This window comes from Mycobacterium shunyiense (genome assembly GCF_058270075.1).
The window spans coordinates 159,343-178,010 of the sequence record NZ_JBZDPU010000006.1 but is presented as its reverse complement, the minus strand read 5'-3'; the positions used below and the strand labels follow the sequence as shown (position 1 = coordinate 178,010).

At 64.6% G+C, this 18,668-nt stretch carries 19 protein-coding genes; 5 read left to right on the top strand and 14 right to left on the bottom strand.

Annotated features, from left to right (window positions below; genetic code table 11):
* Positions 1–5: 5 nt before the first annotated feature.
* From AC4ELH_RS05345 to AC4ELH_RS05295, 11 genes are all read right to left on the bottom strand, one after another.
* On the bottom strand, positions 6–1,748 hold the full coding sequence (locus tag AC4ELH_RS05345; RefSeq protein ID WP_448448793.1) for an MCE family protein: 1,743 nt from the start codon (positions 1,746–1,748) through the stop codon (positions 6–8).
* On the bottom strand, positions 1,749–3,119 hold the full coding sequence (locus AC4ELH_RS05340) for an MCE family protein (RefSeq protein ID WP_448448791.1): 1,371 nt from the start codon (positions 3,117–3,119) through the stop codon (positions 1,749–1,751).
* Positions 3,116–4,579 (bottom strand): MCE family protein, encoded by a 1,464-nt coding sequence (locus AC4ELH_RS05335; protein ID WP_448448790.1) that lies wholly within the window; start codon positions 4,577–4,579, stop codon positions 3,116–3,118. Before AC4ELH_RS05335 ends, AC4ELH_RS05340 begins: the two co-directional genes overlap by 4 nt.
* Entirely contained in the window at positions 4,579–5,661 is a 1,083-nt protein-coding gene (locus tag AC4ELH_RS05330; protein ID WP_448448789.1) for an MCE family protein, read from the bottom strand. The genes AC4ELH_RS05335 and AC4ELH_RS05330 overlap by 1 nt, the downstream gene beginning before the upstream one ends.
* On the bottom strand, positions 5,661–6,686 hold the full coding sequence (locus AC4ELH_RS05325) for an MCE family protein (RefSeq protein ID WP_448448788.1): 1,026 nt from the start codon (positions 6,684–6,686) through the stop codon (positions 5,661–5,663). Before AC4ELH_RS05325 ends, AC4ELH_RS05330 begins: the two co-directional genes overlap by 1 nt.
* Positions 6,683–7,903 (bottom strand): MCE family protein, encoded by a 1,221-nt coding sequence (locus AC4ELH_RS05320; protein WP_448448786.1) that lies wholly within the window; start codon positions 7,901–7,903, stop codon positions 6,683–6,685. Before AC4ELH_RS05320 ends, AC4ELH_RS05325 begins: the two co-directional genes overlap by 4 nt.
* A 66-nt stretch (positions 7,904–7,969) precedes the next feature.
* Entirely contained in the window at positions 7,970–8,827 is an 858-nt protein-coding gene (locus AC4ELH_RS05315) for an MlaE family ABC transporter permease (RefSeq protein WP_064886990.1), read from the bottom strand.
* Between the two features lie 13 nt (positions 8,828–8,840).
* On the bottom strand, positions 8,841–9,635 hold the full coding sequence (locus AC4ELH_RS05310) for an MlaE family ABC transporter permease (RefSeq protein WP_047037647.1): 795 nt from the start codon (positions 9,633–9,635) through the stop codon (positions 8,841–8,843).
* Between the two features lie 123 nt (positions 9,636–9,758).
* Complete coding sequence (locus AC4ELH_RS05305; RefSeq protein ID WP_302050795.1) at positions 9,759–9,881, bottom strand: hypothetical protein; 123 nt, start codon at positions 9,879–9,881, stop codon at positions 9,759–9,761.
* 273 nt (positions 9,882–10,154) lie between these two features.
* Positions 10,155–11,369 (bottom strand): CaiB/BaiF CoA transferase family protein, encoded by a 1,215-nt coding sequence (locus tag AC4ELH_RS05300; protein ID WP_498883407.1) that lies wholly within the window; start codon positions 11,367–11,369, stop codon positions 10,155–10,157.
* Complete coding sequence (locus AC4ELH_RS05295) at positions 11,366–12,844, bottom strand: aldehyde dehydrogenase family protein (protein WP_064886233.1); 1,479 nt, start codon at positions 12,842–12,844, stop codon at positions 11,366–11,368. Before AC4ELH_RS05295 ends, AC4ELH_RS05300 begins: the two co-directional genes overlap by 4 nt.
* Positions 12,845–13,107: 263 nt before the next feature.
* On the opposite strand from AC4ELH_RS05295, the gene AC4ELH_RS05290 reads away from it, so the two are divergent.
* The 5 genes from AC4ELH_RS05290 (at position 13,108) to AC4ELH_RS05270 (ending at position 16,812) form a co-directional block, all read left to right on the top strand.
* Positions 13,108–13,809: an SDR family NAD(P)-dependent oxidoreductase gene (locus AC4ELH_RS05290; protein ID WP_064886232.1), complete on the top strand. Its 702-nt coding sequence runs from the start codon at positions 13,108–13,110 to the stop codon at positions 13,807–13,809.
* A gap of 41 nt (positions 13,810–13,850) precedes the next feature.
* Complete coding sequence (locus AC4ELH_RS05285) at positions 13,851–14,726, top strand: mycofactocin-coupled SDR family oxidoreductase (RefSeq protein WP_055115888.1); 876 nt, start codon at positions 13,851–13,853, stop codon at positions 14,724–14,726.
* A 34-nt stretch (positions 14,727–14,760) separates the two neighbouring features.
* Entirely contained in the window at positions 14,761–14,955 is a 195-nt protein-coding gene (locus AC4ELH_RS05280; protein ID WP_064886231.1) for a ferredoxin, read from the top strand.
* 31 nt (positions 14,956–14,986) lie between these two features.
* Positions 14,987–16,348 carry a cytochrome P450 gene (locus AC4ELH_RS05275; protein ID WP_064886230.1) on the top strand — a complete coding sequence of 454 codons (1,362 nt, stop codon included), beginning with the start codon at positions 14,987–14,989 and terminating at the stop codon, positions 16,346–16,348.
* 128 nt (positions 16,349–16,476) lie between these two features.
* A complete protein-coding gene (locus AC4ELH_RS05270) occupies positions 16,477–16,812 on the top strand; it encodes a hemophore-related protein (protein ID WP_064886229.1) in 336 nt (111 codons plus the stop codon).
* A 28-nt stretch (positions 16,813–16,840) separates the two neighbouring features.
* Here the strand turns inward: AC4ELH_RS05270 and AC4ELH_RS05265 are convergent, their stop codons facing one another.
* Genes AC4ELH_RS05265 through AC4ELH_RS05255 form a run of 3 tightly spaced genes read right to left on the bottom strand, consistent with a single transcriptional unit; the run spans position 16,841 to position 18,644 of the window.
* A complete protein-coding gene (locus AC4ELH_RS05265) occupies positions 16,841–17,701 on the bottom strand; it encodes a cyclopropane mycolic acid synthase family methyltransferase (protein ID WP_498883406.1) in 861 nt (286 codons plus the stop codon).
* A gap of 29 nt (positions 17,702–17,730) precedes the next feature.
* Positions 17,731–18,510: a spirocyclase AveC family protein gene (locus AC4ELH_RS05260; protein ID WP_498883405.1), complete on the bottom strand. Its 780-nt coding sequence runs from the start codon at positions 18,508–18,510 to the stop codon at positions 17,731–17,733.
* Positions 18,507–18,644 (bottom strand): hypothetical protein, encoded by a 138-nt coding sequence (locus AC4ELH_RS05255; protein ID WP_165609204.1) that lies wholly within the window; start codon positions 18,642–18,644, stop codon positions 18,507–18,509. The genes AC4ELH_RS05260 and AC4ELH_RS05255 overlap by 4 nt, the downstream gene beginning before the upstream one ends.
* Positions 18,645–18,668: the final 24 nt, after the last annotated feature.

Here is an 18,668-nt window from a genome sequence, read left to right as displayed (position 1 = left end):
GTCCGCTACGTCGGCATCAGGTCCTGCCACGTCTTCGGCGTCGACACGAGATCCGTCTGCTTGTACAGATTGCCGTCGCTGCCCATGTACTCCCCGGTGCGCGGGTTGTACTTGGCGATCGCCACCGACGGCCCGTTTCCGGCACCGCCCTTGAACGCGCTCGGCGCCACACCCGGTTCCGCAGGCATGGGCAGCTCCGGAGCATCCGGAAATACCCCTTGGCCATGCGGGACGGCTGGAAGCTCGGTCGCTTGCGGCGTGTGCGCCTCAGGCACCGGAACCGCGTTGGGATCGCCTGCCGGGGGCGGTGGCACGCCGGGCACCGGCGGCTCCAGGTACATCGGCTGCCCCGGCAACATCGACCCGGGATTGGTGCCGGCGAAGTTCGGCGCCGGCTGCGGTTCGGGTGCCGCGCCCGGCGGCGGAGCAGTCACCCCCGGAGGCAGAGGGGTGCCACCGAGCGGCCCGAAGATCTTCTCGTCCGGCAGCACCCGCGTATCCGGGGGTATGCCCTGAGCGATCAGGCTGGGGTCGAGCGGGTACGGCCCGAGTGCATGCTGGCGCTGGGCAATGGGCTGAAATCCCTTGGGGTCATCGCACAATTTGACCGTCGGAGCCCGCTTGCCCGGATGCTCCATACACGGGTAGTTGCGCGCGCCACGGACGCCGATCGGCGAATCCTGCGGCAACTTGCAATAGATGTCGTCCGGGGTGTCGATCACGGTGGTGTCAGCCGGGGAGCGCCAGGCCGACGGCGGCAGGAATCCGACCGTACAAGTCGGCGGATCGCCCAGACCCAGTGAGAAGTCCGCCATCGGAAGACCGCTCGTGTTGTTGGTGTGCGCGTAGGTCTGCAGTTGCGCGACGTACGGCGGCAACAGCACCAGCAGTTGCTCGATGGAAGGGTTGTAGGTGACCGCGATCTGGCCGAACGTGCTCAGATTCGCCAACAACACCGGCAAGGTCGGCTTGATCTGATCGAGCAGCTTGGTGGTCTCCTGGGCGAACCCCGGACCGTTGCGCAGCAGCGATCGCACCTCGGGATCGTTGTCGGCTACCTGCCCGGTGATACCGGCCAAGCTGGCCGCCCAGGTCCGGATCGAATCGGTGGTCTGTGCTTGCGCATCGAGGAAGGGCTTGGAGTCGTCGATCAGCGCCCGCGTCTGGTCGGAGACCGCGTTGGAGTCCCTGGTGATCGTCGACGCCGAGTCCAACAACGAGCCGAAGTCGTAGCCGGTCCCGTTGAACGCGTTGTAGGACTCGTCCAGGAGCTGGCTCAGCTTGTCCTTCGGGATGGTGTCCACCAGGGCGCTGAGCTGATCGAGCATCGGGCCGACCTGCTGCGGAATCTTGGTGTTCGACACGGCTATCACCGAACCGTTGTCGAGGTAGGGCCCAGAGTTGGTGCGCGGCAACAGCTCAACGTACTGCTCGCCGACCGCCGACATACTGCGGACTTCGGCGGCCAGGTCCGCGGGTACCTTCGGTGAGCGGTCCAGGGACAGCGTCGCCTCGGCCCCCTTGTCGGTCAACTCGACGGAGGTGACCTTGCCGATCTGGGACCCGCGATAGGTGACATTGCTGAACTGGTAGAGACCGCCGGTCGCCGGCAGTTCCATCTTCACGGTGATGCGACCGATGCCGAGCAGCGTCGGCACCTGCATGTAGGCGAACAGCATGACGGCCACACCGACGACCGACGCGACGGTGAAGAGAATCAGCTGAGTCCGGATGAAGCGGGTGAGCATTTATCCGCCACCCCCTGTCGGTGGAGTAGGTGCAGTAGGTGGCGCCGGCCGTTCAGCTGGAGCCGGACCGCCTTGCTGCGCATAGGGTCCGGCGAACACGGATGTCGACGGACTCGACGGTGCAGCCGGCTGCGCCATGCCACCGGGCATGGTCATCGGCGCCGGAGGCACCACCGGGAGCACCGGGCCGGAATAGGTCGGCGCCGGGAGATCCGGTGGTGGCGGCCCGTCCGGAGCCGGCGGCAACCCTTCCGGCGGTGGCGGAGCGACCCCGGTCTTGAGCGGGTCGTAGGTGTAGTTCAGATAGCTCGGATCCCCCGGCACCGGAACGTTCTGTGCGTCTCCCTGCTCCCACCGGGTTCCCATCATCAGGCTGCGCTTGAGATGTGGGATGGTCATGTCGAAGTACGCATAGAGGTTGTAGTAATCGCCACGGATCACCCGATCCATGAAGCTCTGGGTGAACGGGAAATGTGGCGCATATTCGAGCACCGAATCCAGGTCCGGCCCGACGTTGGCCAATGCCTTCAACGCGGGCTCCAGGTTCTTCAGGTTCCTGACCAGATCAGCCTGCGACTCGTTGACGAACTGGTTGGCGGTACTGCTGAAAGTCCCCAGCTTCTGCAGCGCCGTAGTGAATCTCGGCCGTTCTTTGATCAACACGTCGAGTGCCGGCGGAATCTTCTCCAGCGCACGGGTGATGACATCGCGCTGCCCGGCGAAGGTCGAGGCCAAGCGATTCAGACCCTCGATGGAGGCAACGATGTTGTCGCGCTGGGCATCCAGAGCACCGACGAACGTATCCAGGCGGGTGAGCAGGTCACGGAAATCGGTTTCCCGACCATTGATCGCGGCACTGAAGTTGTGGATGATGTCGCCCATCTGGCCGAGACCGCCGCCGTTGACCACGGTCGCCAGCGAGGACAGCGTCTGCTCCGTCGTCGGATACGTCGACGAGTTGTTCAGCTGGATCGTCGCTCCCGGCTGGAGTTTTCCGTCGGGAGCCTGACCGGCGGGCGGGTTGATCGCCAGATGCATCGAACCCAACAGGCTGGTCTGCCCGATGCTGGCCACCACATTGGCCGGCACCACAACACCAGGTTTCACCGAGAACTCCACGTCGGCGTGCCAATCCTTCACCGAGAGGCTACGGACACTACCGACGACGACGTCGTTCATCATCACCGGTGAGTTCGGCTCCAGCGTTGCCACATTCGCGATCTCGACGTGGTAGACGCTGGAGTCCGCACCGCGCCCCACCGCCCCGGGCAGGGGCAGCGAGTTCACGCCCTGGAAGGCGCACCCGCTGGTGGTCAGCGCAACGCAGGATCCGACGGCGATCGCCACTCGTACCGGGTTTCCCCTGCTCATGCTGGTGGCGTCCCTTCTGCTGGTGACGGTGCCGCAGGCGCGGGGGCTTCGGCCGCCAGTGGACCTGGCGCAGGCCCCGGCGGTGGACCCGGTTGACCGCCAGTGGGATTGAGCATGTCCGACACCGTGTTCGGCATGTTGGGCGGGTAGTACTCGCCTCCTGGCAGGAGCTGCTGAGCCCCTGGTGGCGGCACCCCGGGATCCCGTCCGGTGAACGGCGGAGGCGGCTCGGGGCCCGGGTTGTACGCCGAGATCGTCGGCGGGATTTCGGGCGGGGTGGGCGCCCCACCGTCACCACCGGGTGCCAACCGCGGTTCGGAGTACTCGATCATCTCGGGACTGGCGGACGGCATCAGGTAGGGGGAGATTGGGAACGGCAGATAGTTGAAGTTGACGAGCCGCAATGCCGGGCCGAGATACTGCGAGCACAGTTTCGCGGTCTCCGGTGCGGTGGTGTTCTCAACGGCACCGATTGCGCCGCAGATGAACTCGACCGGGTTGGAGAAGTTGTTCATCACGAACTGACCAACCGGGCTGCCCGAGTCCGGGTTGTAGATGTTGTAGCCGTTCATGAATGCGTTGGGTGCGACGTGAAGCAACTGCTTGATGTGCTCCTGGTTGTCGACCAGGTTCTGGGTGACATTCGCCAGCCGCTGCACCTGCTCGGAGGTCTGATCACGACTTCCCGCGACGAACCGTTGCACGTCGACAACAGCGACCGACAGGTTCGTCAACGCCGCATCGAGGTCTGACCGGCCGCCGTCGACCACGCTGGTCAGGGTCGCCAACCGGTTCTGGAACTGCACGACCTGCTGGTTACTGTCCCGCAGCGCGGTGACGAACGTCTGCAGGTTCTTGATGATGTCGACGATGTTGCCGCTGCCCTCGGCCAGCACTCGGGCCACGCCCGACAACTGCGATATCGTCTGGCGCAGTTTGTCACCGTTGCCGGCCATCGCGTCGGCTGTGCTGTTGATGAACCGGGACACCGACGTCCCGTCGACACCGCTCTGCGGCCCGAGGTCGGTGGACAGCCGCATCAGCTGTTCCTTGACCTCGTCCCACTCGACCGGAACGGCAGTGCGGTCCAACCCGATCTCCGCATCGTCCGGCAATGTCGGGCCGCTGGACCGGTACGCGGGCGCGAGCTGCACATAGCGGGCGGCCACCAGGTTCTGGGCCACGATCACCGCTTTGGCATCCGCCGGGATCTGCACGCCGTGATCGACCTTGAGGGTCACCCGAGTCTGGGTGCCCTCGGGTTTGATCGCCTCGATCGTGCCGACCTTGACGCCGGAGACCCGGACATCGTCACCCGGGTAGACGCCGGTGGCCGAGGTGAACAGAGCAGAGATGGTCTTCTGTCCGAAGAAGGTCTGACGCAGCAGCACTGCCGCGCCGACAACCAGCAGCGCCACCAACGCCACCGCAAGCCACTTACCGAGACGACTGCGGTTCATCAGCGTGAACCTCCGGGAATTCCGTTGTAGGGCAGCGGGAATTCGGCCCGCGGGCCGGCATTGTCAGGCGGCTGACCGGCATTCGTCCCGCGCCGGAACCCGAACGCGTAGTCGAAGAACGGCTGCAGCAGCTGAGCAGGCTGCAGGTTGGGAACATAGGCGTTGTAGTAGGCCCCGTTCGCCAGGGTCTCGGCCTGGGACAACTGGAACTTGTTCAAGTTCGGCAGCGCCTTGCTGATGTTGTCGCGGTTGCGTTCCAGCATCGCAGTCACCGAGTTGAGTCGCTTGAGCGTCGGCGCCAACTGCGCCTCGTTGTCGGCGACGAGACCGCTGAGTTGCTGCGAGACCGCGGCCGTGTTGGCCAGCAGATCGACGATGGCCTGCCGCCGGTCGTTGAGCACGCCGAGCAGATCATTGGCGTTGAGGATCAACGTGTTGAGCTGATCGCTGCGCTGCGACAGCACCACGGTCACGTCGCTGGCGCTCTTGAGCAGGCTGGCCAGACTTTCGTTGCGGCCGTTGATCGATTTCGACAGCCGGCTCAGCCCGTCGAATGTCGGCCCGAGCTTCGGTGCGACCTGGTCGAGGGTGGCGGAAAGCGTGTCCAGGGACTGGTTGAGCGAAGTCGTGTCGGTGCCCGCCGAATTGGTGGTCAGGTCACTGACCGCTTCGGTCAGTGAGTACGGCGACGATGTGCGCGACGTCGGGATCACATCGGTGGTGCGCAGCGTTCCGCTGCCGTCCGACTCCAACGTGAGCACGCGCTCACCCAGCAGTGAACCGGTGCGGATATGCGCGGTGGTCAGCGACCCCAGCGGGTACTTGCCTTCGGTGGTGAAGGTGACCAACGCGTCGCCGTTCTCCAACGACACGTCGGTGACCGCACCGATCTTGATGCCGGACAAGGTCACATCGTTGCCGGCGGCGATACCGCCGGCCTCGGTGAACAATGCCTGATGGCGTACGGAAGAGGCCCATTGCTGCAGCCGCTCAGGTTGTAGCCCGACGGCGATGATGAGCATCATCAGCACGACGCCGATGAAACCTGCCTTGATCAGATTTGATTCGCGGTATTTAAGCATCAGGGCTCAGAGCACCTCCCGCTTTCTTGTTTGATCATCGGGAAGTGCGCAGTGCGCCCCTGCAGATCGGTGACACGGATGGCAAGTCCGCAGATGTAGTACATGATCCAGCTGCCGTAGGAACCCAGCCGGGCCAGCTTGCGGTAGTTGTCGGGGGCCTTCTGAAGGCCCCGGTCGAGGACGATCTGGTGGTCATCGAGCAACGGCGCCAGCCGGTTCATCTGATCGACGGTGCCCTTGAGTGGCGGCCGCGCCTCGGTGAGCAGGCTTGCGAGCGAGGCGGTCCCGCTGTCGAGCTGCGTCACCGCCGTGCCGAGCGGGTCGCGGTCCTGCGACAGACCGCTGATCAACTGTTCGAGCTTGTCGACCGTTCCGTCGAACTTCTTGCCGTCCTTGGCCAGGGTTCCGACCACCGAGTTCAGGTTGTCGATCAACTGCTGGATCACCTGGTCGTTGTTGGCCAACGTATTCGAGAACGACGAAGTCTTACTCAGCAGTGAATCTAAGGTGTCGCCCTGCCCCTGAAAGATCTGGATCAGCGAGGACGTCAACGCGTTGACATCCTGGGGGTTGAGGCCCTGAATCACCGGGCGCAGGCCGCCCAGTAACAGATCGAGATCCAGCGCACTTGCGGTGCGCTCCTTCGGGATCAGTGAGCCGGCCGGCAGGAGCTTGGTCGAGCCGGGGCTGTCGACCAGCTCCAGGTAGCGGTCCCCGACCAGATTCAGGTAGCGAATCGCGGCCTTGGTACTCGTGGTCAGCGCCACGTTGCGGTCGGTGTCGAAGTCGACCTTGACCGATTTATCCGGTTGCAGCGAAACGCTTTTCACCGTGCCGACCCGAACGCCGGCAACTCGCACCGAGTCCCCGGCCTCAAGCCGCGACGCGTCACCGAAGACCGCCGAGTAACCCGAGTAGGAACCGCCGCGGTACTCCGAGAACGTCATGAACAGGAAGGCCGTGAGGACGGCCATCACCACCGCGAACGATACGAACTTGATGAATGTGCTTCTGCCGCGCGTCATCCCGGTTGTCCGATCTGCATGGTGTTACGTGGCGGGCCGTCCAGCGGGCCGAACAACGTCTGCTTCAGGCCGTCGGAGTTCAACAGAATGCCCTGGTTGCCGTACTTCCACGGGTTGGCGTTGGTATCGGTGACGAGGTACTTGGCCTTGTTGCCGAATCCGATGTACGGCAGGCCCATGCAGTGCGGACCGCCCTTGGCCGCCACCTTCGGCAGGTTCTGCGGGTAACGGTAGCGCTCGATGCCGAGCGTGAAGGCCACGTTGACCACGACGCCGGGTTCCGGCTGGGGCGGCGTGTGCGCCATGTAATTCATGCCCTTCAGTCCGCACTCGATACCGGGGGCGTACTCGTTGAGCAGATCGGTGGTGGGTGCCAACAGGTTCAGCGTGGTGCTGAGGGCCTGCCGGTTGCCGCCGATGACGTCGTTGCCGGCGTCGGCCAGGCCGATCGAGCTGACCAGGAAGTTGTCAAGATTCTGCTGCTCGGCCACGATGCTGTCGCTCAGCTTGTTGGTGTTTTCGAAGGTCTTGAGCAGATCGGGTGCCGCGTCACCGTAGGCCCGTGACACCGCAGCCATGCTCTCGATGTCGCCGGTCAGATTGGGGAGGCTGGGCTCGATCTTCTTCAACACCGCGTCGAAGTCGGACAGGGACTGCCCCATCGCCTCGCCGCGCCCGCCGAACGCGGACGACAGCGCGCCAAGGGTTTCGTTGAGCTTCGCCGGGTCGATCTTGTTCAAGACATTGGTCAGTTGCTGGAAGACCGTGTTCATCTCGACGGTGACATGGTCGCCCTGCAGGATCTGGCCGGGGCGGAGCTTGTCCGACGACGGCTTGTCCGGCGCGACCAACTGGACGTACTTGGCGCCGAACACAGTCGTGGAGGCGATGTCGGCCTGAACGTTGTCTGGGATCAGGCCAAGCTGTGACGGGTTCATCGCCAGGTGCAACACGGCCTTACCGTCGGCTCGGTGCTCGATAGAGCTGACTGTGCCGACCTGGACGCCACGCATCTTCACCTTGGCATCGGGGTTCATCACCAGGCCGGCCCGGTCGGAGATGAGCGTGATCGGCTCGGTCTTGGTGAAGCTGCCGCGGAACAGCGCGACGGCCAGGCCGAAGATCAGACCTATCGCGACCACGGTCGCCAGGCCTGCCAACGGCCGCGCGGAGCTCCGCGCACCGAAGCTGCGTCCGGGGCGTGCTGCCACCGGCACAGCGCTACTTGTGGTTTCGGACCGGTGGGCTGGGCCCGGTCCCACGTTTCGTGTCAACTCTTCTCCCTAACCCGACAGGTTGAAGTTTCCGTTGGAGCCGTAGACGGACAGTGACACCAGCAGGGTCACCGAGACCACGACGATCAGTGAGGTTCGTACGGCGTTGCCGACCGCGACCCCGACCCCGGATGGCCCGCCCGAGGCGAAGTAACCGAAGTAGGTGTGGATCAGCAGGATGGTGATGGCCATCAGGACGGCCTGCAGGAACGACCACAACAGGTCGATCGGATTGAGGAACGTCGTGAAGTAGTGGTCGTAGAGGCCGCCCGACTGCCCGAGCAACACCACGGTGGTGAATTGGGAGGCCAGGAAGGACAGGATCACCGCGATGGCGTACAGCGGGGTGATCGCGATCATCCCGGCCACGATGCGGGTGGACACCAGGTACTCGACGGGCCGGATCGCCATGGCCTCCAGTGCGTCGATTTCCTCGTTGATCCGCATCGCACCGAGCTGGGCGGTGACGCCTGCGCCGAAGGTGGCGGCCAGGCCGATGCCGGCCACCACCGGCGCGGCGATCCGGACGTTGATGAAGGCCGCCAGGAAGCCGGTCAGTGCCTCGATGCCGATGTTGCCCAGCGACGAATAGCCCTGGATGGCCAGCACACCGCCGGTGGCCAGGGTGAGGAACCCGACGATGACGACGGTTCCGCCGATCATGGCCAATGTGCCTGCACCCATCGAGATCTCGGCAATCAGCCGGATCAGTTCCTTGCGGTAGTGCAACGCCGCGTGCGGAGTGCCCGCCAGTGCTTTGAGATAGAACAGCGTGTGATCGCCGATCCGACTCAAGGTCGACACCGGCTTGTTGAACTGTCTGCTGACCCGCGGGTAGGTCGACCGCAGGATCGTCATGGTTCCCATTGCGTCCCCTGCCTCAGTGCGCCGTCATGCGGATACCGATGGCCGTGACGACCACGTTGATGACGAACAGGGCCATGAAGGCGTACACCACGGTTTCGTTGACGGCATTGCCCACTGCCTTGGCACCGCCGCCCGAGATCGTCAATCCGCGATAGCAGGCCACCAGTCCGGCGATCAGGCCGAACAGCGCGGCCTTGACACACGAGATGATCACTTCCGGCACACCGGTCAGCAGGGTGATCCCGGCCGCGAAAGCACCCGGGTTCACGTCCTGGATGAACACGGAGAACACGTAGCCACCCAGGATGCCGATGATCACCACGAGGCTGTTGAGCAGCAGCGCCACCAGCCCCGAGGCCAGCATCCGCGGCGTCACCAGACGCTGGATCGGATTGATGCCGAGCACCTCCATGGCGTCGATCTCCTCGCGGATGGTCCGCGAACCCAGATCCGCACACATCGCCGTCGCCCCGGCGCCGGCGACGATCAGCACCGTCACCATCGGGCCCAACTGGGTCACCGCACCGAAGGCAGCACCCGCGCCCGACAGGTCGGCCGCACCGAGTTCGCGCAGCAGGATGTTGAGGGTGAAGCTCACCAGCACGGTGAACGGGATCGCCACCAGAAGCGTCGGTGCCATCGACACCCGGGCGACAAACCAGCACTGCTCGAGGAACTCCCGGCCCTGGAACGGACGCTTGAAGATGAACCGGATGGCGTCCAGCGACATCGCGAACAGCGCCCCGACGGCCTGCATCGGGCCCGACAGGTTGCGTAGCGATACTCCGGTCGACCATTTATCTGCCATCAGAACTCCTGTTCCGGCAAGTGGCTGCCGACGCCGCGGTCGGTGCGCCGATGTTAAGTGCTTCACCGCGCGGGTGCTCGAACAGATCTACTACGTGTGCTGCGGCCCGGAGCCCGAGCCGGGTCATGCCGCAACCTCCGAGCCGGCACATGCCAACCGGCCGGTCGGGCGCTCGGACACATACGAATACGACTGGAGCACATTGCCTTTCACGAGGAAGAGCAGGTACGGGGCGCGTTCGGACATCTGACGCACCTCCTGTTTCCTGCGGACCTCGTGCGCTTCACCGGACCCACCGGTGAAACCGGACAGACTTGCCCCCGTGACCGCCCCCCGAGTGCCTGATGCTATCGGACCCGGTATCTGTCGCGGAGGCAAATAACGTAGAACTTGCTCGGGTAGTTGACAATTGGGACACCCCCGGTCGCATGAAGGACCGCTCGTGTCGTGGGCTGCGGTGGGAGCACCCCACGACACACAGTGCGCGGCGGACGAGACGAGGGGCATGACGGAGGTGGCCTAGGTGACCGCGCCGGCGGTTTTGAGTTCGATGATGCGATCCCAGTCCAGACCGAGTTCTACCAGGATGTCGTCGGTTTGTTCGGCGAAGCCGGGGGCCGGCCCCGTGCTCGGCGCCGTGACGTCGAATTGCACTGGGTTGGCGACCAACTCGAGCTCGCCCGCCTGCACCAGGTACTCGTTGGCCCGGATCTGGGCATCCTGTCCCGCCTGCAGGGTGTCCTGCACCGGAGCCCACGGTCCGGCCAGCGTGGTGAATCGCTCGCTCCATTCTGGCAAAGTTCGCTTCTTCATCGCCTCGGTGAGGATCTCGACCGCGTCGGGCGTGTTCTCTGCGAACGATTCGGCAGTCGCGAACCTCGGATCGTCGATGTAGCTCTCCAGATCCATGTGGCGGCACACGTCAGCCCAGAACTTGGTCGGCTGCATCATCACGAACGAGATGTAGCGGTCGTCGGCGGTGCCGTACAACCCGACGAGCGGATTGATCGGCGACCCGTGCACACCGGGTGGAGGTGTCACCATCAACTGGTTCAGGTGTTGAGTCAGCGCCACGGTGTGGCCCATCGACCAGAGGCCACTGCCCAGCAGGGACACGTCGACCACCGACGGGTCGCCGGTGCGCTCCCGCTTGAACAGCGCCGCCGCGATGCCGCCGGCCAGGTTCGTGCCCGAGATGGTGTCCCCATAGGCCGGCCCGGGCGGTGCGATCATTCCCGCCATGCCGGCGGGGGTGATGGTCGCGGCGGTGCCGGCGCGGCACCAGAAGGCGGTCATGTCGTAACCGCCCTTCACCGACTCCTCACCGCGGGGGCCCAGGGCGCTGCCCCGGGCGTAGATGATGTTCGGGTTCACCGCGCGGATGTCGTCGACGTCGATGCCGAACTTCTGCCGGTGCCCGGGCAGGAAGCTGGTGAGGAACACGTCGGCCTTCTTCGCCAGTTCCAGCAGGATCTCGCGACCTTCCGGCACCGACATGTCCAGGCCGATACTGCGCTTGCCGCGGTTGGCATGCTCGATGTTCGGGTTGGGATCGCCCTCGACGCGCAGCGGCCCGGTCTGGCGCAGACCACGCTGCGGGTCGCCGGTGACGGCGTGCTCGACCTTGATGACGTCGGCACCCCACTCCCCCAGCACGGCTCCCGCCGACGGGACGAAGCCGTACATCGCGACCTCGAGGACGCGGACGCCTGCGAGTGGCCCGCCGGTGCTCATGAGAGCACCCGGGCGAACGTCTTGGACTCCATGAACTCCTCGAGTCCCGCGGTGCCCATCTCCCGGCCGATGCCCGACTGTTTGTAGCCGCCGAACGGACTGTCGGGGCTGAAGTAGTTGCCGCCATTGATGGAGAAGGTGCCGGTCCGGATTCGACGGGCCACGGCCAGCGCGCGGTCCTCGCTGCCGAACACCGCGCCGGACAGCCCGTAGATCGAGTTGTTGGCGATCCGCACCGCGTCGTCATCATCGTCGTACGCGATGACGGCCAGCACCGGCCCGAAGACCTCTTCCTGGGCGATCTCGCTGTCCGGGTCCACATCGGCCAGCAGAGTGGGGGTGTAGAAGTAACCGGGGTCAACCTTCTCGCCACCGGTGACCAGAGTGGCGCCGGCCTCGACGGCGCGCTTGACCATGCCGTCGACCTTGTCGCGCTGCTTCTCGCTGATCAGTGGCCCCATGTAGGTCTTGGGATCGGTGGGATCGCCGTAACGCACCAGGCCGAAGTTGTTCTTGATCAGCTCGACGATCTCGTCCTTGTGCTTCGCGGGCACCAGCAGCCGCGACGTCAGCGCGCAGCCCTGACCTGCGTGGGTGACCATGCTGAAGGCCGAGAACAGTGCGGCGGTGTTGAAGTCGGCGTCGTCGAGCACGATCGCGGCCGACTTGCCGCCGAGCTCCAGGAACACCTTCTTCAACGTCTCACTGGCCGCGGCCATGATGCGCCGGCCGGTGGGCGTGGAACCGGTGAAGGTCACCATGTCGACGTCGGGGCTGGTGGTGAGCACCGCACCCACCTCCGGGTCGGCGCCCGAGAGCACGTTGACGACGCCGGCCGGGATGTCGGTGTGGTTGGCGATCAGCTCGCCGAGCGCCAGGGTGACCAACGGGGTGTCCGGTGCGGACTTGAGCACCACGGTGCAACCGGCGGCCAGCGCGGGCGCCAGCTTGGCCAGGGCCAGTTGGTTCGGATAGTTGTAGGCGATGATCGCGGCCACCACGCCGCCCGCTTCCTTCTCTACCCACCGGTGATGCTGCATGCCGCGGCTCTCGATGTTCCCGAGGTCCTCGGTCAGCGGGTAGGTCCTGAGCAGCTCGGCGTAGTACCGCACGATGTCGATCGGTCCGTCCAGCTGGGCACCGGCGCACAATGCCGCGGTGGCCCCCACCTCGGTGGTGGTCAGTGCGGCGAGTTCGTCGCGGTTCTCGACCAGCGCCCGGTGCAGTTGCTCCAGGCAATGGACCCGGAACTCGGTGTTGGTGGACCAGTCGGTGTGGTCGAACGCCTGCCTGGCCGCGGCGACCGCAGCCTGGGCATCGGCGACCGTTGCGTCCGGCGCGTATCCGAACACCTCACCGGTAGCTGGATTGACGGAAGGAAACGTCCGCGGCGTCTCGCGCAGCTCTCCGCCGATCAACAACTTCCGGTCAGCCCGCTGTTCTGCCGCGATGGTCGGCGCTTCCTGCTGCATCATCCTCCTCAGGCGATTCACTACTGTGATGGAAACTGCATTCTCATCACCGGCGAATCATACATTCGCTCGATGAGAACTCAAGTGAAAGCTAGATCAGCTAGTCATGCCCTATTCGCTGCAGATCCACCATCTCCGCAGGAGGCGCGCACGTTGAGCCCGGATCTTGCGGGGAACACCGGTCCGAGAGTACGGTTCTCATAATCGGAAGGATGATTCTTGACCCCTGAGAAAGTCCGGCCCCGCCCGGCGACCGGAGAACTGTCATGAAGAATGCCGTTGTCACTGGAGGAGGTTCCGGTATCGGAGCGGCCATCGCCGCCCGGTTGCGCGCTGACGGCCTCAATGTCGCGGTTCTCGACCTACAGCCCTCGGATGACGAGTTCGCTCATGTCGCCGACGTGACCGATCGCGCCGCTGTCGACACCGCGCTCAATGCCATTCGCGCCCAACTCGGTCCGATCTCGGTGTTGGTCAATGCGGCGGGCCTGGACTGCTTCAAGCGTTTCAGCGACGTCTCGTTCGAGAAGTGGCAGCAGATCATCGACGTCAATCTCAATGGCGTATTCCACTGCATCCAGGCGGCATTGCCCGACATGCTCGAGGCCGGCTGGGGCCGCATCGTCAACATCTCGTCGTCCAGTACGCATTCCGGCCAGCCCTTCATGTCGCCCTATGTCGCGGCGAAGTCCGCAGTGAACGGCCTGACCAAGAGCCTGGCGCTGGAACTCGGCCCCAACGGCATCACCGTGAATGCCGTGCCGCCGGGCTTCATCGACACCCCGATGCTGCGCAAGGCCGAAGGTAAGGGCTTCCTCGGCGACACCGACAAGCAGATCGCGCAGACGCCGGTGCGCCGGATGGGCAAGCCGGAGGACATCGCCGCCGCCTGCGCCTTCTTCGTCTCCGAAGAGGCGGGGTACATCACCGGCCAGATCCTCGGCGTCAACGGCGGCCGTAACACCTGACGCGCAGGCGCACCCGAAACATCATCAGCGAAAGGACAATTGTGGGAAACAGCGGAGAAGGCAGGGTTGCCGGGAAAGTCGCGTTCATCACCGGCGCGGCACGCGGCCAGGGCCGCAGTCACGCGATCCGACTGGCCGAAGAGGGCGCCGACATCATCGCGGTCGACATCTGTAAGAACTACGACACCGTCGGCTATGCGATGGCCACGGCCGAAGACCTCGAAGAGACCAAGAACTACGTCGAGAAGACCGGCCGACGCATCGTCACCGCACAGGCCGATGTCCGCAACGAGGCCGAACTGCGCAGCGCGCTGGAATCCGGGCTCGCAGAGTTCGGCAAGGTCGACATCGTCGTCGCGCAGGCCGGCATCGCCGCGATGAAGGGGCAGCCTGCGATGCAGGCATGGACCGACGGCATCAACACCAACTTCGTCGGCACCATCAACGCCATCCAGGTCGCGCTACCGCACCTCAAGGAAGGTGCTTCGATCATCGCGACCGCATCTGCCGCCGCGCTGATGGACGCCCACAACAAGCCCAACCCCGGCGCCGATCCAGGCGGCATGGGCTACATGATCTCCAAGCGGTTGATCTCCGAATACGTGCATGCGCTGGCCACCGAACTGGCGGTGCGCGGCATCCGCGCCAACGTCATCCACCCGACCAACTGCAACACCAACATGCTGCAGAGCGAGCCGATGTACCGCTCGTTCCGGCCGGATCTGGAGAACCCCACCCGTGCCGATGCCGAGCCGGTGTTCGGTGTGCAGCAGGCGATGAAGGTCAACTTCATCGAGCCGGAGGACATCAGCAACGCGGTGCTGTGGCTGGCCTCCGACGAGGCCCGGTACGTCACCGGCATGCAACTGCGGGTCGACGCAGGCGGTTACCTCAAGTGGTACGACTACCACGTCTGATTCCGCAACCAGCGGTTCGAAAGGAGTTGTCGTAGTGAAGGTTTCGGTTGATGCCAGTCGCTGCCAGGGGCACACCCTGTGCTCGATGATCGCGCCGGATTCGTTCGTCCTCGATGACGTCGACGGTCACGCGTCACCGGTTTCTGACCTGGTACCCGCGGATCAGGAGGACGCGGTCCGCGAGGCCGCGCACTCCTGCCCTGAGCAAGCCATCGTCATCGAAGATTGACGCAGACCGAAAGGCCAAGGGAGACAACGCCGTGAGTATCGACGATGTCACGACCGACGACGACCGCAAGAAGAACAACTACCACTTCGACCGGCACACGCCGGAATACCGGTTGCAGTTCGAGAAGATCACCGAGGAGATGCAGTCCCGCTGCCCCATGGCGTGGACCGACGCCTACAACGGGCACTGGGTGGCCGCCGACAGCAGGCATGTCTTCGAGCTCGCCCGCTGCCCTGTCGTCTCGAATCACCACGACATCAGTGGCGAGACGCCGTATCAGGGCATCACGATCCCGAAGGCCAGCCGGGCCACCGTGGTGCGGGGCGGCATCCTGGAGATGGACGAGCCGGAGCACAGCGCCTACCGCGGTGCGCTGAACCCGTACCTGTCCCCTGCCGCCATCAAGCGGTGGGTACCGTTCGTCGACGAGATCACCCGCGCCGCACTCGACGAGCACATCGAGTCCGGCGAGATCGACTTCGTCGAGCATCTGGCCAACGTGGTGCCCGCGGTATTCACCCTGGCCATGATGGGCATCGAGCTCAAGAAGTGGAACGTCTACAGCGAGCCCACCCATGCGTCGGTGTACACACCCGAACACTCCCCCGATCGCGAGAAGATCAACGAGCAGCACCGCGAGATGGGCATCGACATCATCAACAACATGATGGAGATCCGGGAGACGCCGCGGCCCGGGCTGGTCAACGCGATGCTGCAGCTACGCATCGATGGTGAACCGGCACCGGACATGGAGATCCTCGGCAATCTCGGGCTGGTCATCGGCGGCGGATTCGACACCACCACCGCACTCACCGCGCATGCGTTGGAATGGCTGGGCGAGCACCCTGACGAACGCACCCGGCTGAGCGACGAGCGTGCCACCCTTCTCGACCCGGCCACCGAAGAGTTCCTGCGTTTCTTCACGCCGGCGCCCGGTGACGGCCGCACGTTCTCCGAGGACGTCGAGGTCGAGGGGCAGCAGTTCAAGCAGTACGAGCGACTGTGGCTGTCCTGGGCGATGGCCAACCGTGACCCGTCGGTGTTCGACCAGCCAAACGAGATTGTCCTGGATCGGAAGGGCAACCGGCACTTCAGCTTCGGCATCGGAGTGCACCGCTGTGTGGGTTCGAACGTGGCGCGCACGGTGTTCAAGTCGATGCTCACCGCGGTCCTGGACCGGATGCCGGACTACGTGTGCGACGCCGAGGGCACCGTGCACTACGACACGATCGGCGTCATTCAGGGCATGCGAAATCTGCCGGCGCGCTTCACCCCGGGCAAGAAGCTGGGCCCCGGCCTGGACGAGACCCTGGAGAAGTTGCAGCGCATCTGCAATGAGCAGGAGCTGGCCCGGCCGATCACCGAGCGCAAGGAAGCCGCCGTCATCGACTGATGCGGACCCGGAGCGGTTTCGCTAGGACGCCTTGTACGTCTGCCGCCTGTTAGCCTCGAGTGAGGTCGGGTCCGGCAAACGTACAAGGCGTCGCCTTCTTGGGCGAACAACATGGGGGTTTCCAGCAGGTGAGCAAGTCTTTCAAGTACATCGCGGCCGCTCTCGGCGGTCTGGCCCTGTCCGTTCCGCTGGTGACGGGAGTGGCATCCGCCCAACCCGATTTCAGCGGTGTGGTCAACACGACCTGCAGCTACGAGCAGGTCATGGCGGCACTCAACGCCCAGCGTCCTGATCTGGCACAGCAGTTCAACGCGTCCCCGTTCGCCCAGGGTGCGTTGCGTAACTTCCTGGCGTCGGGACCGGCCCAGCGCCAGCAGACGGTGGCCCAGCTGCAGGCCAGCCCGGCCGCTCAGGAGTACTTCGGGCCGATCAACTCGATCGCGGGCAGCTGCAACAACTACTGAGATCGCGGCTCGGCGGTAAAGGCCCTCGCTACTTCCGCAGTGTGAACTGATTGACGTCGAGGTATCCGCCGCGGAAGAGGTCCGGACAACCGGTGAGGTACTTCATGTACCGGTCGTACACCTGTTGGGACTGCAGGGCGATGGCCTGGTCACGATGTGCTTCCAGGTTGGCCGCCCACTCTTCCAAGGTCCTCGGGTAGTACTGGCCGATCGGCTGCACCATGGCCACCTCGAACCCGGCTTCTCGGGCATGTTCCTCGACCATCGGTCCCGTGGGCAACCGACCGCCGGGGAAGATCTCGGCCATGATGAATTTGACGAACCGGGCGACACTCAGCGTCAACGGGATTCCCATCCGGACCGCATCGTCCTGAGTGATGCCGCAGATCGTGTGCAACAGCATCGATCCACCGGCCGGGAGCGCGTTGTAGGCCATCTCGAAGAACGCCGGATAACGTTCGTGACCGAAGTGCTCGAATGCCCCGATCGACATGATGCGGTCGACCTTCTCGTCGAATTCCTCCCAGCCCTGCAGTCGCACCTCGACGCGGTGGCCGTTTGGGACCTTGGCCAGCTTGGCCTCGGCGTAGTCGCGCTGCGACCGGCTGAGAGTGAGACCGATGACGTCGATCTCATACGTCTCGACGGCCCGCTGCAATCCCCCACCCCAGCCGCAGCCGATGTCGAGCAACGTCATACCGGGCTGAAGGTCCAACTTTGACAGCGCCAGATCGAACTTCGCGTTCTGCCCCTCGTCGAGAGACATGCCGACGCGATCGAAGTACGAGCACGTGTAGCCCATCGTCGGACCCAGGAACAGCTCGAAGAACTCGTCTGAGATGTCGTAGATCGACTGCAACGTCTCATAATGTGGGCGTAGCGACGCCATGTGTTGCGATGGTAGCCCCCTCGGCTCCGCTACCGCGGTTGATTGGGGACCCCGGGGAACAACTGCTCGGTCGGTCCCACGGTCACCCACCCACCAAGTTTGGTGACCAGATGCGGCGCGAAGACCGAGGCGTAAACCGCGTGCCCGACCACGATGACGGCGATCACCGAAACCACTGCTGACTGCACCCGAGTCTTGGAGATCTTGTCGGCCCACATCTCGATGACGTTGCGGCCCTGCTCATCGGTTCGGCCCAGCAGGTAGGTGAACACCATCATCTGCACACCCATGGCGATGGCGTCATAGATCGGGTACTGGTGCTTGGTCCCCTCCCACAGGCCGAGGCCTTCGATCACGTAGCCGTAGTAGAACAGGCCGAGCCGCGCGCCGATGATCGCGTTGAAGAACAGCGCCCAGCAGAACCCGACGGCGAAGCCAACCAGCAGCAGTGTCTGCGGACGTCGCCAGTGCCACTTCCTGATCGCCCACCGCCCCAGCGCCGCGCCGATGATCGCCGGGAGGACGAAGTACCCCATGTAGCCGACCGGTACCGCCGAGGGCAGCCCGCCCCAGGTCATGTCGAGCGGCCACCACGACGGCATCCGCGGGAGCGCCGGCGGGAACTGGGCGTACATCGCCCAGTCGTAGGGCGCCTCGATCCAGGAAAACGACAGTGCCGAGATGCACAGCAGCAGCAACGGGTGCAGTCGGCCGCGGCGCACGCTCAGGTAGATGCCCACGGCAAGAAAACCCAGACCGGTGACGTAGGCGAAGGCCACACCGGCATTGATCAGGAGCTGCACGTTCACGCCTCGACCTCCGTGCCCGGTGCGGGCCGAGGCTCCGGCGGCGTGCGACGCGCCTCCGGATCGAAATACAGCACCAGACCCACGATCAGGACTATCAAGCCAAACAGGGTGCCCAACATGATGATTGCGCCCACTGTCACCTCCTGGGGACACGAGTT